The organism is Oceanisphaera sp., assembly GCF_052084945.1.
Taxonomy (GTDB): domain Bacteria; phylum Pseudomonadota; class Gammaproteobacteria; order Enterobacterales; family Aeromonadaceae; genus Oceanimonas.
In genome coordinates this window covers 20,820-37,133 of record NZ_JBQDEX010000001.1, presented here as the reverse complement: position 1 = coordinate 37,133, position 16,314 = coordinate 20,820, and the positions used below count along the sequence as shown (strand labels likewise).

Genomic DNA, 16,314 nt, shown 5'->3' with positions numbered 1-16,314 from the left:
CCCATCAAGACGCTTATTTCCAGACTCATAACAGGTTAGGCGATTGTTATTAAATGACGATAAATGAAACCGATACACAGCCACAGGCTGACACTCTAGAAACTGCTGGGCCTGGCCCTTTACTACGCAATGCTCGCGAGGCTAAAGGGTGGACACAGGCTGAGGTTGCTCGCCGACTGAACTTGCGATTGGCTGTGATTGAATCGATTGATAGCGATCAGCACAAAGCGGGTGTTGCACTCACTTTTTTACGTGGTTATGTTAAAGCTTACGCTAAAGTAGTTGGCGTTGATGAGCGTGATGTATTAGCGGCGTTTGATGCTGTCAATGCACAAGAGCCAGCTATTGAAGTCTCCATGAAAAGTTTTTCTAAAAAGACTCGTCAGCAAGCCAGTGATAAATGGCTAAAGCGTATTAGCTGGCTCGTTTTTTTAGGGTTGCTGGCCTCGTTAGTATACTGGTGGTGGCAAGAGGGCGGTGCAGAACAGATGGGGCGGAGCTTACCAGCGACCTCTGAACAAAACACCTCCACTGAAGATGTAGCTTCGCCTGGGCCGTCATTAGATGCCACTGAATCCGCCAACACCCCGTTATCGAGCGTTGAGCCGAGCAGCAATATACAAACGAGCTCTCGCGCTGAGGTGACTGAGCGCATCGCCAGTGAAGCGATGAATGCTGACTCTAAAACACATAATATTGAAGACAACCTTGAGTCGGCCAATGTGTCTGATGCTGCATCTCAAGCGGCCTTACAGCCTGACGCTAACCCTAAATTACTCAGCTTACGTTTTACCGATGATTGCTGGATTAAAATTACCGACAGCACTGGGGTTACCCTGAGTGAAGGGACTAAAAAAGCGCAGCAAAGCTTGACGTTAGAAGGCACTCCTCCCTTTAAGGTCGTGCTAGGCTTGCCTCACGCGGTTCATATTGAATATATGGATCAAGCAGTAGACTTATCCTCCTTTAGTGCCAGTCGGGCTGCCCGGCTGACGATCCCCTAGATTAAAGCAAGAGTAACTAATGTCTTTACATGACTCTCCCATTGTTCGACGTCAATCTAAACAAATTCGTGTCGGCTCGGTTTTAGTCGGTGGCGATGCCCCTATCAGTGTGCAAACCATGACGAACACCTTAACCACAGATGTTGAGGCGACATTGGCTCAAATTAAAGCGGTTGAAAAAGTGGGCGCCGATATGGTGCGCGTATCTGTGCCCACTATGGAAGCCGCAGAAGCTTTTAAAGTGATTCGGGCCGGGACGAATATGCCGCTGATTGCTGATATTCACTTTGATTATCGCATTGCCTTGCAAGTGGCTGAGTACGGTGCAGATTGTCTACGTATTAACCCAGGTAACATAGGCCGTGAAGATCGAGTGCGAGCCGTGGTTGATTGTGCTCGAGATAAAGGTATTCCGATTCGTATCGGCGTCAATGGCGGTTCGCTTGAAAAAGAAATTCAAGAGAAATACAAAGAGCCAACGCCTGCCGCCTTGGTTGAGTCGGCCATGCGTCATGTCGATATTCTTGACCGTCTTAACTTTGACCAGTTTAAAGTGAGTGTCAAAGCCTCAGATGTGTTTCTCGCCGTTGGCGCTTATCGCGAATTAGCGCGACAAATAGAGCAGCCTTTACACTTAGGGATCACCGAAGCCGGTGGTTTTCGTTCTGGTGCGGTTAAGTCTTCTGTTGGACTGGGTATGTTATTGGCCGAGGGCATTGGCGATACGCTGCGCATTTCATTGGCGGCGGATCCGGTTGAAGAAATTAAAGTAGGCTTTGATATATTAAAATCACTGCGCATTCGCTCACGAGGCATTAACTTTATCGCTTGCCCGTCATGCTCGCGCCAAGAATTTGATGTAATAAGTACCGTCAATGAGTTAGAAAACCGCCTTGAAGACATTATTACCCCCATGGATGTGTCCATTATTGGCTGTGTAGTTAACGGCCCAGGTGAAGCACTGATTTCAGACTTAGGCTTAGCCGGAGCGCAACGAAAAAGTGCTTTATATGATGATGGCGAGCGCATTGGCCGACTGGATAACCGCAGCTTAGTTGATACTTTAGAAAGTCGTATTCGTGCCAAAGTGGCTATGATGGACCCCAAAGCCCGCATTCCGGTACAAGATAAAAACTAATTCGAGCTAGGCTATGTTCCTAGGCACCAAGCCTATTTATAGGCATAGACTAGACACCATCAGAAACAGAGATATTTTTGTGGCTAAACAAATCCAAGCTATTCGTGGAATGAACGACTGCCTACCGGAGCAAACCCCCGCCTGGCAACAAGCAGAAACCGTATTACGCAACTTAATGGCCAGCTATGGCTACGCTGAAGTACGCATGCCCATTATGGAAAGCACCGGCTTATTTCGCCGCGCCATTGGTGAAGTCACCGACGTGGTAGAAAAAGAAATGTACAGCTTTGATGACCGCAATGGTGACAGCATGACGCTGCGTCCAGAGGGCACAGCAGGTTGTGTGCGTGCCGGTATTCAGCATGGCCTGTTATATAACCAAGAGCGCCGCATGTGGTACATGGGGCCAATGTTTCGCTATGAGCGCCCCCAAAAAGGTCGTTACCGCCAGTTTCATCAGTTTGGTGTGGAAGTATTTGGCTTACAAGGCCCTGATATTGACGCTGAACTGATAATGCTGACCGCTCGGTTATGGAAGCAGCTTGGGGTGAGTGAGCATTTAGTGCTGCAGCTTAATAGCCTTGGCCAGCCCGAAGAAAGAGCGGAATACCGCCAAGCGCTGATAACCTATTTAGAACAATATTACGAGCAGCTTGATGCCGACAGCCAGCGCCGTTTGCATACCAACCCCCTGCGAGTGTTAGACAGTAAAAATCCTCACGTACAGGCCTTGTTGCAAGATGCACCTATTTTAAGTGATTACTTTGGTGAAGCGACTCAAACCCACTTTGCAGGTTTAACTGCTTTGCTAAGTGCAGCAGGTATTGCCTTTGAAATAAACCCGCGTTTAGTACGAGGGCTTGATTATTATAACCTCACGGTGTTTGAGTGGGTCACTGAAAGCTTAGGTGCCCAAGGCACTGTATGCGGCGGAGGCCGTTATGACGGCTTAGTAGAACAGTTAGGGGGACAAGCCACGCCTGCTGTGGGGTTTGCCATGGGCATGGAGCGCCTGGTGTTACTGCTAGAAACGCTAGAAAAAGTGAATGCTCAGCCTGCACTTGCAGATGTCTATATCGCCATGATGGGGGAGTCGACTCGAGTCGCCGGCTTTGCTCTCGCTGAACAGCTACGTGATCATATCCCAAGTTTAAGTGTGATGAGCCATTGCGGGGGAGGCAACGTTAAGAAGCAACTCAAACGTGCTGATAGAAGCGGTGCCAGCATGGCCCTTATTTTAGGAGAAGACGAAGTTGCACGAGGTGAGGTGACTATTAAGTATTTACGTGGCCAAGGTGAACAACAGACCTTGACCGTTAACGACATTATTGAACAGCTGAAAAAGGTGGTCTAAGTGGATTTTAATAGCACGGAAGAGCAGCAAATAGAAACCCTCAAGCGCTGGTGGTCAGAGTATGGTAAGTCGATCATACTAGGAGCTGTTGTTGGTTTGGGGGGGCTATTTGGCTGGCGTTATTATCAAACTCATCAAATAGAAACCCGCGCTGCCGGTGCCGATAGCTTTGCCTATGTCAGTGGTGAGCTGGCCAATAAAGGCTCAGATGCATTTGATACAGCTGTAGAGTTTGTTGAGCAAAATCAAGGGAATAACTACGGTGAATTGGCCGCACTATTATTAGCCAGTGAAGCCATAAAAGCCAATCAACTCCCCCTAGCTCAGCAACAGCTGGAGCTTGCACTGGCTGGTACTCAAGATGACGCGCTAAATAATACTATCAGGTTGCGTCTTGCTCGTGTTTTATTAGCACAAGATAATATAGCTGATGCTCAAGCGGCATTAAATAATGTGACGGCAGAAGCATTTTCTGCCCAACGCAGCGAGGTGCAAGGTGATTTGTATATGGCGCAAGATAACCCCCAAGATGCCGGTGACGCATATCGCGCTGCCAGAGACGCGGGTGGCCTTGCGGATAACCCCAGCTTACGCCTTAAATTAGATAATTTAGGTGTATCTCATAAACCGGGTGAGGATGCATAATAATGCGCAAACATGTCTCGGTACTTTCCTTATTGCTGGCCATGGGGCTGAGTGCTTGTTCTAGTGACACCGATGTTATTCAAGTTAGTCCGTTGCCCGATATCAATAACACTCTAAACGCCAAGGCGAGCTGGTCAAGCTCGGTGGGCAATGGGGTGGGGGACTTTTATTCTCAGTTGGCCCCTGTAGTTGATGGTGAGCGCATTTTTGCTGCCTCACGAGAAGGAAAGTTAGCCGCCTTTGATCGCCATACCGGTAAGCGTCACTGGCAGCAGCGACTCGATAAGCTAGCCATTAACGACAAGCAACGCAGCCCACGCATTTCTGGTGGATTAATAGCCGCCTACGGTAACCTGTATTTTGGTTCGGAAAATGGAATTGTCTATGCAGTTGCACAGTCTGATGGCGAAGTGCTATGGACTCAAACTGTGCCGGGGGAAGTGCTCGCCGCGCCCGCGGTTGATGAGGGCAAAGTGGTGGTGCATACCAGTGCAGGTAACTTAGTCGCACTAGATTCAAGCACCGGCGAACAGCAATGGCAACTTCGTAATGAGCAGCCTAGCTTAACGTTGCGCAGCATGGCGACGCCGGTCAGTGTGGGCGGTGCCGTATTATATGGTCGTGCTGACGGTCGTTTAGGTGTGGCTTTGCTGGCTAATGGTCAGCCGGTACGCGATACCCGTATCGCCAGTCCCCGCGGCGCCACTGAGCTAGAGCGGATGGTGGATGTCGCCGCCAAACCGGTGATTTTAGGCGATCTTCTGTTCACAATCGCTTATAATGGCCAACTGACTGCTCATCAGTTGATTTCGGGGCAAGAATTGTGGAAGCGCCAGTATCAGGGCTCTCAGGATCTAAGCACCGACGGACGCCTACTTTATATTAGCGACAGCCGTAGCCATTTGTTTGCTGTGGATGCGCGCAGTGGTATGGAAGTATGGTCGAATACCGAGCTGGAAAACCGTCAGCTAACCGCATCAGCGGTGTTCGGTGATTATCTGGTGGCAGGTGATGCACAGGGCTATTTGTACTGGTTTAATCGCCAAACGGGCGAACTTGAATCTTTACAGCGCCTCGACAGCAAAGGGCTTTATATTGCGCCTTTAGTGGTTGATGACATGCTCTATGTGCAGAGCCGTAGTGGCGACTTGGTGGCCATAAGCCAACCGTAAACGTTGCACAAGTACACCACCGGCTCCTGATCCACGATCAGGAGCCGTTATTGTTTTTTGGAGACTGATTTTATGATGCCAGTAGTGGCTCTGGTGGGACGCCCTAACGTGGGCAAGTCCACATTATTCAACCGCTTAACTCGTACTCGAGATGCTTTAGTGGCCAACTTCCCTGGCCTCACTCGTGATCGTCAATATGGCCAAGCCAAAATTGGTGAGTTGGAATTTATCGTAGTAGATACCGGTGGTATTGATGGAACCGAACAGGGCATAGAGCTTGAAATGGCCGCCCAGTCATTGGCCGCCGTTGATGAAGCTGATGTTGTTTTATTTATGGTGGACGCCAGAGCAGGGCTGAGCTCGGCAGACGAAGGCATTGCTGCACACTTGCGCCGTTGCCAAAAAAAGACCTTATTAGTCGTCAATAAAACCGACGGTATAGATGCCGACTCTGCGGTGAGCGAGTTTTATCAATTAGGGCTCGGCGGCGTTTATCCCATTGCCGCAAGCCAAGGTCGTGGCGTATTAAGCTTAATTGAAACCGCATTAGCCCCGCAGTTAGCTGAGCTAGCCGCGTTGCAAGAGCAGGCTAGCAGCATGCAAGCTGAGGCAGATTTTGAGCTAGCAGACGATGCAGAGGAAGACTTCAACTTTAGTGATCTTGATGACGATCAAGTGCAAGACTTGCTTGCTGTTATCGATCAGAATAATGAAGAAGAAGCTCAACAGTTTGCTGACTTACCGATTAAATTAGCCATTGTTGGCCGGCCTAATGTGGGTAAATCAACACTCACTAACCGTATTCTAGGTGAAGAGCGGGTAGTGGTGTATGACCAACCAGGCACGACCCGTGATTCTGTCTACATCCCAATGCAGCGTGATGAGCAAGAATATATCTTGATTGATACCGCTGGTGTGCGTCGTCGTGGACGTGTACATGAAGCGGTTGAAAAGTTCTCGGTGATTAAAACCTTAAAGGCCATCGAAGATGCTAACGTGGTGTTATTGATAGTAGATGCCCGCGAAGGCATTTCTGATCAAGACTTAAGTTTGCTGGGATTTGTGCTCAATGCAGGCCGTAGTATTGTCTTAGCAGTAAATAAATGGGATGGCCTTGAAGATGATGTGCGTGACGATATTAAGCGTGAGTTAGATCGTCGCTTAGGCTTTATCGACTTTGCACGCCTACATTTTATTTCGGCCTTACATGGCAGCGGTGTGGGTAATCTTTTTGAGTCTATTCAAGAAGCTTACCAATCAGCGACTAAGCGGGTAAATACCTCTATGCTGACGCGGATCATGATGATGGCCCAAGACGATCATCAGCCGCCATTAGTTGGTGGGCGCCGTGTTAAGCTGAAATATGCCCACGCCGGTGGCTACAACCCGCCGCGCATTATTGTGCATGGCAATCAGGTAAAAACGCTGCCTGATTCTTATAAGCGTTATCTGGTGAACTACTTCCGTCGCTCGTTACAGATTATGGGAACGCCAATTAGGGTTGAGTTTCATGAGGGAATTAACCCTTATGAGGGCAAGAAAAATAAGTTAACTGAAAACCAAATGCGCAAACGAAAACGCTTGATGCGCTTTAATAAGAAAAAATAATCACCAAACGCCGGCGCTCTGCCGGCGTTTTATTTTAGAGCACAGCGCCCTTATATGGTGAGGGCTCCCCTACTAATAGTTGGGTGCTTGGCCCTTGCCCTATAAAGTCTTTTTCAGATCTTATCTCTATTGTTCCGTGTTCTTCCATGGGTTCCGTGGCGAAAAATTGTGATCAGTTAGTTTTACAGATTGATATAAGACACTAAAAAGCAAGGGATAAAATAAAGAGCCACCGTTAAACTTGAAGGTTTGCCGTGAGAAAGTGTCGTTTTTTTCTATGCGTTCATCCTCACTCATTATTATGGTCTATGATGAATAGCGAGATAGGTTGTTTATATTTGGAGGAAGATATGTACACATCGTTACTGGTTGCGGTTGATGGTTCTAAACAAAGTGAAAAAGCGCTGACCTTGGCCTGTTACTTGGCGCAGAGTAATCAAGCAAAAATACATATTGTGCATGCGCCTGAAGTATTACAGCATCCGGCAATAATGACGTGGGGCTTGGGGGCAGTATCGTTAGAGAGCAGCCGTAAAGAGTTAGAGACGATCAGCAGTAAGTTGGTAGAGCATGCGGTATCTGCTGCCAAAGAGCAGGGCATCAACCAAGTAGAAGGTCATATAGCACATGGTGAGCCAACGTTAGCGATTATTAAGCAAGCCGACAAGTTAGGCGTGGACGTTATTGTGATGGGGTGCCGAGGCCTAGGTAACTTGTCGGGGCTGGTTATGGGCAGCGTATCGCACAAAGTAAGCCACAGTGCCCAATGTGGCGTCATTACCATACGTTAATAAATAACAGCGAAGCGAGTGGTGATAAGCAGGCACCCTCTGCCTTCCCACTAGCACCGAGTTGTCTGAAGGTGTCGGTAAAGAAAGCCCTTTGTTCGCCAGTGATGCAGACCGAACCGACTAAATTACTTCTCTCATTTTTATTTATAATGCGAGCAAAAGATGTGACTAAGTGACAGGCTTTAAGCTGGCTGCTGGGTTTTTCGCTGTGCTTGTTCTTCTAAGAAGTAGGCATTATTGCGGCGTAATATATTACGCCGTACATCTTTCATCAGTATTTTTCGACGTGGTGAGCAGGTTTTATTGGCGCGCTGTTTTAGTAATAGGCGTCTGCGTTTTAGCATGGGGGCTCCTGTATGCTTAATATAATATCACAGCAGTAAGGCTGCTAGCCTACTGCTGTGGTGCATTAAATATCAGCTTTTGTGTTAGGTAAAGTGACATTTCTCTTAAATGTCGACTTCGACGGTAGGCATCGTGCGTTGCTCAGGTAAATTGGCATCAATTTGGCCATCATACTGCCACTGTAAGCTTTGGTAATATTGGCGAATATTATTCACAAACTGCTTTGTCTCACGCCCTCGAGCATAGCCATAACGGGTTTGGCGATACCATTTTGGCTGATGTAAAAGGGGGAGGTTTTCTTTCACTTGTGCCCAAGAATTGGGGTCTTGTTGACGAGACAGCGTGAGCCTACGAACATCTAACACATGACCTAAGACAATGTTATAAGCTGCTAAGGCAAACCAAATCCGCTCATCTTGAGGAATCGCATCGGGCAAGCGCGCTAAAATAGAGGTTAAATACTGGGCTCCGCCACGAATACTTTGTTCGGGATCTAAACGATTAGTTACGCCGACTTGCGCGGCTGTATCTTCGGTGAGCATCATCATGCCACGCACCCCAGTATAAGAGGTAGCTTTAGGATCCCAGTGTGACTCTTGATAACTAATGGCTGCCAGTAAGCGCCAGTCTAACTCGCCCGCGTAGCGTTGAAATAATGGCTGATATTGCGGTAGTCGACTCTCGGTGCGTTGTAAAAAGGTACGAGTATCAACATAGTCAAAGCTTTGCACATGACCAAAATACTTTTCATGTAATCGCGCTAACGTATCTTGGCTCGATTGTTGTTCAAAAAACGTCAGCATGGATGCTAAGAGACTGTCATCGTCACTGTTAGGCAACATCCAAGCAATTGCTTGCGGTTGACCTACCGTAAACGCGGCTTCAACACTGGGGTAATAGCGCTGAGTCCTGGCTAATAAAATGTCGTTGACGAGGGCATAATCCGCTTTGTCTTCTGCTACTTGACGCAATAAATCTTCGGCATCGGTATCGCGCTTAGTTTGCCATGGTAATTCGGGGTGTGTTTGTTGTTGTTGATGTAACCATTCTGCTTGGCTAGAGCCTGCCAGCACAATAACATCTTCTGTGAGATCGTGAATATCTTTGGGCCGAGTAAGGCCTTTACGATACGCTAATGTGTGTTCAATATGATAATAGCTGGGTCCAAAGCGATAAAGTTTGCGCCGCTGCTCGGTGTTGGTTAGACCGGCAGCGAGCATATCTACCTGTCCGTTATCTAATAGGCTAAATAACTCATTTAAGCTATAAGCAGGCACCATCTTTAGCGCGATCTGGTCGCCTAAAGAAGCAGAAAATTGTTGAGCGAGTTCAAAGTCGAGGCCTTCTTCTTGGCCATCCCGTAAAAAATAATACAGCGGGTGATAAAGTGTTCCTACTCGCAGGCTGCCCCGTTTTTGTATTTGTTCGACGCTATCGGTAAGTGGTGCTGGGTGATCACAGCCGCTTACTGTCAGCATAACCAACAGGAGTAAAGGGTTAAGTAGCAATACAAGTCGGTGCAAAGCAGCTCCTCACTATAAATAATGGCCATTTTATAACAGAAGTCACCGACTTCGTCTAAGGCCTTTGAACGGCGATAAGCGTTTAGCTTAAACAAATACGGGCACTTACTGGTCGACTAGCTCTTTGAGGTGCGAACGATGCGCGTCAGAAAGTCTTATCATTGATGTGAGCAACAGGCTTATTACGGACAGCGGACTCGCTTTTTATATGTGGCAGTTGAGCTTGTAGCAATGAGTGATGACAGAGGATTATGAGTCGCGGCTTTAGCTTTATTAAATGGGCGTCGACACAGCACAGGGGGGATCCTATAATAGCAGCCAACTTCTCAACCCCCCCATTCACTCACGCATTGAGAATCACCACTATGGAAATACTGAGAGGCTTAGCTGCCTTATCTGGTTTTAGAATTCAAGCCTTGGTACGCCAAGCCCAGCAGCAAAATTTGCCACTGACTGATATTACCACCGAATATGTTCACTTTGTTGCTCTTCATGCCAACCTCGAGGCACAAGAGCAGCACACATTAGCTCAACTACTTGATAGTCCAGCGCAAAGTGCGACTCCTGCACCTAATAGCAAAATGGTATTAGTGACGCCACGCCCAGGGACCTTATCGCCTTGGTCGACCAAAGCCACTGATATTGCGCATAACTGTGGTTTAAGCCAAGTTAAGCGTATTGAGCGTGGCATTAGCTATCATTTAAGTTTTGAGCGCCCCCCAAGTGAAACGGAACTAGCAGCCATAACCGGTTTATTATTTGACCCTATGACAGAGGTGGTGCTTAGCCAACTAGAAGCTGCTAACTGTCTTTTTGCGCAAGCAGATCCAGCTCCTGTTAGCACTGTTGATATACAAGGCGGTGGCCGAGAGGCACTGGTAGAGGCGAATTTAAGCTTAGGGCTGGCGTTGGCTGATGATGAAATTGACTATTTGTTAGCTGGCTTTACTGAGTTGGGGCGCAACCCAAATGACATTGAACTGTATATGTTTGCTCAGGCCAACTCAGAGCATTGCCGCCATAAAATTTTTAACGCCGACTGGACCATAGACGGTGTAGAGCAGTCTAAGTCGCTGTTTAAGATGATTAAGAACACTCATGAGCAAGTGCCAGAGCATGTGCTGTCTGCTTATAAAGACAACGCCGCTGTCATGAGTGGCTCGGTCGCAGGGCGCTTTTTTGCCAGTCCAGAGTCCGGTGAATACCGCTACCATCAAGAAGATATTCATATTTTAATGAAGGTAGAGACTCATAATCACCCTACCGCTATCTCGCCTTATGCTGGTGCGGCCACGGGATCCGGTGGTGAAATTCGTGATGAAGGTGCTACCGGTCGCGGCTCTAAGCCAAAAGCCGGTTTAGTTGGTTTTAGTGTCTCTAACTTAAACATTCCTACTTACCCTCGTCCGTGGGAACAAGATTTTGGTAAGCCAAACCGTATTGTTAGTGCGCTTAACATCATGCTGGATGGCCCTTTAGGTGGTGCGGCTTTTAATAATGAGTTTGGCCGTCCAGCCTTGTTAGGATATTTCCGTACTTTTGAAGAAAAAGTATCTAGCTTTAATGGCGAAGAAGTGCGTGGTTACCATAAGCCGATTATGTTGGCGGGTGGCCTTGGCAATATTCGTGACGAGCATGTACAAAAAGGGGAGATCACTGTTGGCGCTAAGCTGATTGTGCTGGGCGGTCCGGCCATGAACATTGGCTTGGGCGGCGGTGCGGCATCGAGTATGACCTCGGGCCAGTCTAGCGAAGACTTAGATTTTGCCTCAGTACAGCGTGATAACCCAGAAATGGAGCGTCGTTGCCAAGAAGTAATCGACCGTTGCTGGGCCATGGGCAATAATAATCCTATTCAATTTATTCACGATGTGGGAGCAGGCGGTTTATCTAATGCCATGCCTGAATTAGTGAGTGATGGTGGGCGCGGTGGACGCTTTGATCTGCGCAATATTCCTAATGATGAACCGGGCATGAGCCCATTACAAATTTGGTGTAATGAATCACAAGAGCGCTATGTGATGTCGGTTGCCAATGATCGTTTAGCTGAATTTGAGGCCATTTGTCACCGCGAGCGTGCGCCGTTTGCCGTGGTTGGCGAAGCGACGACTGAGCCGCATTTAAGCTTAACAGACAGCCACTTTGACAATCAGCCGATTGATATGCCACTCGATGTGTTATTGGGTAAAGCACCTAAAATGCAGCGTGACGGTCAAACAAAACAACACCAAAGCCCCGCCCTAGAGCTTGGTGGCATTACCCTAAAAGGGGCTGCGGCGCGTGTAATGACATTGCCTGCTGTGGCTGATAAAGGCTTTTTAATCACCATTGGTGATCGCAGTGTGACCGGGTTAGTGGCTCGCGATCAAATGGTGGGGCCTTGGCAGGTGCCCGTTGCTGACTGTGCGGTTACCGCGGCCTCTTACGACAGCTATGTGGGCGAGGCTATGTCGTTGGGTGAGCGTACCCCTGTGGCCTTGCTTGACTATGCCGCCTCTGCCCGATTGGCGGTAGCTGAGTCCATCACTAATATTGCTGCTACTGATATTGGTGAGTTAAAGCATATTAAACTGTCTGCTAACTGGATGGCCGCCGCCGGCCACCCTGGGGAAGATGCAGGCTTATATGAAGCTGTTAAAGCGGTAGGTGAAGAACTGTGCCCCGAGTTAGAGCTGACTATTCCTGTGGGCAAAGACTCAATGTCGATGAAAACCAGTTGGCAGGAAGCGGGCGAAGATAAATCAGTCACCTCGCCCTTATCATTGGTGATCACCGCCTTTGCTCGAGTAACAGATATTCGCAATACCGTCACTCCTTGGTTACGCACCGATCAGGGTGATACAAGCCTTATCTTGGTTGACTTAGGCAATGGCAAGAATCGCTTGGGGGCGTCGGCATTAGCGCAAGTATACCGGCAGTTAGGTGATACCCCAGCCGATCTTGACAGCCCTGCGTTATTGAAAAATTTCTTTTATGCCATGCAAGCCTTAGTGGCAGACAAGCAGTTATTGGCCTACCACGATAAAGGCGATGGGGGATTATTTGTCACCTTAGCTGAAATGGGGTTTGCGGGTAACACTGGTTTAGATATTGAACTTGACTTATTAGGCAGCGATAACCTTGCCGCTTTATTTAATGAAGAGTTAGGTGCGGTAATACAAGTGCGCCAAGCAGATAAAGAAGCCGTACTCACTTGTTTGGCTGGTCATGGTTTGGCCAGTTGTAGTCATGTGATTGGTGCTCCTAATCAAGATGATCAGTTGCGCTTCTTTTATGGCGGGCAAGAGGTTTATAGCGAATCTCGTCGTGAACTGCGTCGGTTATGGTCAGAAACTAGCTACCAGATGCAAGCGCTGCGTGATAACCCTGAAACCGCACAAGCTGAATATGACGCTAAACTGGCCGCTGACAACCCAGGCTTATCAGTTGAGCTTAGCTTTGATCCTAAACAAGACATTGCCGCACCTTATATTGCTAAAGGTGTGCAACCACGTATGGCTATTTTACGTGAACAAGGCGTTAACTCACACGTAGAAATGGCTGCGGCTTTTGATCGTGCCGGTTTTGCTGCAGTAGATGTACACATGAGCGACTTACAAAGTGGGCGCTATCGCTTAGATGAATTTTCTGGCATGGTTGCCTGTGGTGGTTTCTCTTATGGTGATGTGCTGGGCGCAGGCGGTGGCTGGGCTAAGTCGGTGCTGTTTAACGACGCACTGCGTGCTCAGTTTGGTGCATTTTTTGCGCGTGAAGACAGCTTCGCTTTAGGGGTATGTAATGGTTGCCAAATGCTCTCTCGCTTACGTGACCTCATTCCTGGGGCTGCGCATTGGCCGGATTTTGTACGCAACCAATCAGAGCGCTTTGAAGCCCGCTTTAGCTTAGTTGAAGTACAAGAATCGCCTAGCTTGTTCTTGTCGGGCATGGCGGGCTCTCGTTTGCCGATTGCCGTGTCTCATGGTGAAGGACGTATTCAAACTGTTAATGCAAATATGAGCGCTATTGAAGCCAGTGGCACAGTCGCGATGCGTTTTGTAAATAACCAAGGGCAAGCCACAGAGCAGTATCCGGCTAACCCCAATGGGTCTGCCAATGGTATTACTGGGCTGAGCAGTCAAGATGGCCGTGTGACTATTATGATGCCCCACCCTGAGCGGGTGTTTCGTACTGTCGCTAACTCTTGGCACCCAGATACATGGGGGGAAGATGGTGGCTGGATGCGTATTTTCCGTAATGCGCGGAAAAATATCGGCTAATATTGCGACTTGCCTCCCACTATAAAAAAAGCCCACGCAAAGTGGGCTTTTTATTTGCTGCGAGAGCCTATATGATTGATAGGTTAATTACCTTTTACTTGGCAATTAATCATTGGGCTAGCAATACCCCGTCATATTCGCATTTGCTTTACTCAACGAGTTAAATACCCTTATGGATAATGGTGAATTGTTGTGGACTGCCCCTACTGTTCTGCATAAGAACAATAGTGACAGTCTTAAAGAGTTGACAGCTACCTCTTTTAATTTAACCCGGCAAATTATGAACCACATACAAGAGGGGGTAGTGGTCATGGATGCTCGGGGGCGAGTACTGGAAGTGAACCAAGCTTTTTGTACGTTAAGTGAGTTAGATGACTCGCAGCTACGTGGCGTACATATCACCAACCTCAGCGGTAGCTTACATCGGCGACGTTATTATCGTGATATTTGGCAGCAGCTTCATCAGCAACAGCAATGGCAGGGGGAGGTGGCGCATTACAACCAGCAAGGGGTGCTTGTTACCCATCAATTAATGCTGCATTTAATTAAAGACAATCAAGGTCAAGTTGAGCATATTCTTGGCATTATTGATGATGTGAGCCAACTTAAAGCATCACAAAAACAGCTTAGCTTTTTAGCGCACCATGATGCACTAACTGGAACGGCTAACCGCACTTTTTTACTGAGCTGGTTTAGCCAACTCACCTGTAAACTGGCTAAACATGAATCGCTAGCCTTGTTGTTTATTGACCTTGACCGCTTTAAGCCGGTGAATGATAACTTTGGCCATGGGGTGGGTGATCAGGTACTTAAAGAGTTAGCTGCTCGACTACAAGATCAAATGGATAAGACGGGACTACTTGCCCGTATTGGTGGCGATGAATTTGTTATTGTGTTACGTGATACCCGTACTATTGCTCAGTTGCAGCATAAAGCCGAACAACTGCTAATGGAGCTTAAAGCTCCGGTTAAAGTAGGCGATTATGAGTTAAGTGTTGGTGCAAGTATGGGGGTGAGCTTTTACCCTGAACAGGGTAAAGACATTGATAGCCTGTTACGTTATGCAGATATGGCCATGTATCAGGCTAAGCGTAATAGCTGCAGTAAAATCTGCTTTTTTGATCAAAGCCAATATGCTCAATTACAAGATCAGCAACGCCTTACTGCTGATTTTCATCAAGCGATTAGCGATAATCAGTTTTTTTTACAATATCAACCAATATTGGCTACTGAAAACAAACAGCTACTTAGCCTAGAGGTATTATTGCGCTGGCAGCACCCTCAGCTTGGTGTACTCTACCCTGGACAATTTTTATCTGCCGCCGCCGCCGCTGGCTCTTTATACCGACTGGCAGAGTGGGTGTTTATTGAGGCTGCAGCGCAGTTGCGTCATTGGCGTGAGCATCTCGATTGGCAGGGCGGTATTAGTGTTAACTTAAGTGGGTTAGAGTTAGAGCAATTAAGGGTGGCGCCTTTAGTGGCTTTATTGCAACAACAAGGCGTAAACCCAGCCGACTTTACGTTAGAGCTTTGCAGTGACTACCTTATGCGCCGCAGTGAATCACTCAGCAAGACGTTGGCCCAACTAAGAGCGGTAGGCATGAGTATTTATTTAAATAAAGTAGGGGAGGGGCGCTTTAATTTTACTGTGCTTAATCAGCTTCCCATTGATGGAATTAAGCTTGACCGCGGTTTATTTAGCAAGTTTGAATGTACATTTTCGCAGTCAGTAATACGTTCATTATTATTATTATCTGAATCATTAAAGATGAAAGTGATTGCCTGTGGTGTTGAGACACAAGCCCAGTGGCAATTCCTACGCCATCACGGCTGTTATGGTGTGCAAGGGCGATTGTTAGCTCCCCCCCTGCATGCAAACGAGCTAGCAGACTACCTCAATACATAATTCAATAAAGCTGCAGTAAGCGCTTAATCAATGCCGTGTAATAATATTTTACCTGGGCTAATGGCAAGGCTCACCATGCTTTCTTTTAGCTGGCGCTGTAAAGGTACTTGCTCATCCAAAGTATACACAGGGTACTTTGATAAGTATCCGGTTAACCCTTGCAATAAAATAGGCAATATAAACCGCGCTTGTGATGCGCTTTCACCTTGATGAACACGATAATTAATCAGTTCAAACTCATCTAAAAATAGCGCGCCGGTTTCGTTGTTATAGCGAGGGCGAGCGCTAAAGTCACCCGTAACATGCCAATGGTATTGCTGCTGGCCTTGGTTAAGTGCAATAAGCGCGTCACCCATCACTCTGGCCTTATCGGGGCTTTGGCGCCCAAGAGTAACCTGCATATCTTGCATTTTTATCGATGCCGACAGCCACTGCCCTAAGCTAACAGGAAACGCTTTACCTAACTGTTGATTTAGTTCTGTATTCAGCTGATGCTCAGTTAGCGTAAGGGTTTGTGCCCCCGCCCCCATACTGATGCTGAGCATCATGAATAACAGTATTACTTTCATTAT

12 protein-coding genes are annotated in these 16,314 nt (G+C 47.6%); 9 read left to right on the top strand and 3 right to left on the bottom strand.

Features of this window, described 5'->3' with window-relative positions:
* The first annotated feature begins 53 nt into the window (after positions 1–53).
* The 7 genes from ACTHY5_RS00135 (at position 54) to ACTHY5_RS00105 (ending at position 7,712) form a co-directional block, all read left to right on the top strand.
* Positions 54–1,004 (top strand): RodZ domain-containing protein, encoded by a 951-nt coding sequence (locus ACTHY5_RS00135; RefSeq protein WP_441874756.1) that lies wholly within the window; start codon positions 54–56, stop codon positions 1,002–1,004.
* Positions 1,005–1,023: 19 nt separating this feature from the next.
* The gene (gene ispG / locus ACTHY5_RS00130; protein WP_441874754.1) at positions 1,024–2,142 is read left to right on the top strand and encodes a flavodoxin-dependent (E)-4-hydroxy-3-methylbut-2-enyl-diphosphate synthase; all 1,119 of its coding nucleotides are present in this window, start codon (positions 1,024–1,026) and stop codon (positions 2,140–2,142) included.
* Between the two features lie 79 nt (positions 2,143–2,221).
* Positions 2,222–3,496: a histidine--tRNA ligase gene (hisS, locus tag ACTHY5_RS00125; protein WP_441874752.1), complete on the top strand. Its 1,275-nt coding sequence runs from the start codon at positions 2,222–2,224 to the stop codon at positions 3,494–3,496.
* On the top strand, positions 3,497–4,141 hold the full coding sequence (locus tag ACTHY5_RS00120; protein ID WP_441874750.1) for a YfgM family protein: 645 nt from the start codon (positions 3,497–3,499) through the stop codon (positions 4,139–4,141).
* Positions 4,142–4,143: 2 nt separating this feature from the next.
* The gene (gene bamB, locus ACTHY5_RS00115; protein ID WP_441874748.1) at positions 4,144–5,313 is read left to right on the top strand and encodes an outer membrane protein assembly factor BamB; all 1,170 of its coding nucleotides are present in this window, start codon (positions 4,144–4,146) and stop codon (positions 5,311–5,313) included.
* A 72-nt stretch (positions 5,314–5,385) separates the two neighbouring features.
* Positions 5,386–6,921 (top strand): ribosome biogenesis GTPase Der, encoded by a 1,536-nt coding sequence (der, locus tag ACTHY5_RS00110; RefSeq protein WP_441874746.1) that lies wholly within the window; start codon positions 5,386–5,388, stop codon positions 6,919–6,921.
* 350 nt (positions 6,922–7,271) lie between these two features.
* A complete protein-coding gene (locus ACTHY5_RS00105) occupies positions 7,272–7,712 on the top strand; it encodes a universal stress protein (RefSeq protein WP_441874744.1) in 441 nt (146 codons plus the stop codon).
* A 182-nt stretch (positions 7,713–7,894) separates the two neighbouring features.
* Here the strand turns inward: ACTHY5_RS00105 and ACTHY5_RS00100 are convergent, their stop codons facing one another.
* A complete protein-coding gene (locus ACTHY5_RS00100) occupies positions 7,895–8,056 on the bottom strand; it encodes a hypothetical protein (RefSeq protein WP_441874743.1) in 162 nt (53 codons plus the stop codon).
* A 105-nt stretch (positions 8,057–8,161) separates the two neighbouring features.
* Complete coding sequence (mltF, locus tag ACTHY5_RS00095) at positions 8,162–9,580, bottom strand: membrane-bound lytic murein transglycosylase MltF (RefSeq protein WP_441874741.1); 1,419 nt, start codon at positions 9,578–9,580, stop codon at positions 8,162–8,164.
* Between the two features lie 365 nt (positions 9,581–9,945).
* Between mltF and purL the strand changes: the two genes are divergently transcribed.
* Both purL and ACTHY5_RS00085 read left to right on the top strand, forming a co-directional pair.
* The gene (gene purL / locus ACTHY5_RS00090; protein ID WP_441874739.1) at positions 9,946–13,836 is read left to right on the top strand and encodes a phosphoribosylformylglycinamidine synthase; all 3,891 of its coding nucleotides are present in this window, start codon (positions 9,946–9,948) and stop codon (positions 13,834–13,836) included.
* 172 nt (positions 13,837–14,008) lie between these two features.
* Positions 14,009–15,742, top strand: coding sequence for a putative bifunctional diguanylate cyclase/phosphodiesterase (locus ACTHY5_RS00085; protein WP_441874737.1), 1,734 nt, complete (start codon positions 14,009–14,011; stop codon positions 15,740–15,742).
* A 23-nt stretch (positions 15,743–15,765) separates the two neighbouring features.
* Here the strand turns inward: ACTHY5_RS00085 and ACTHY5_RS00080 are convergent, their stop codons facing one another.
* On the bottom strand, positions 15,766–16,311 hold the full coding sequence (locus tag ACTHY5_RS00080; RefSeq protein WP_441874735.1) for a DUF1439 domain-containing protein: 546 nt from the start codon (positions 16,309–16,311) through the stop codon (positions 15,766–15,768).
* Between the last annotated feature and the right edge of the window lie 3 nt (positions 16,312–16,314).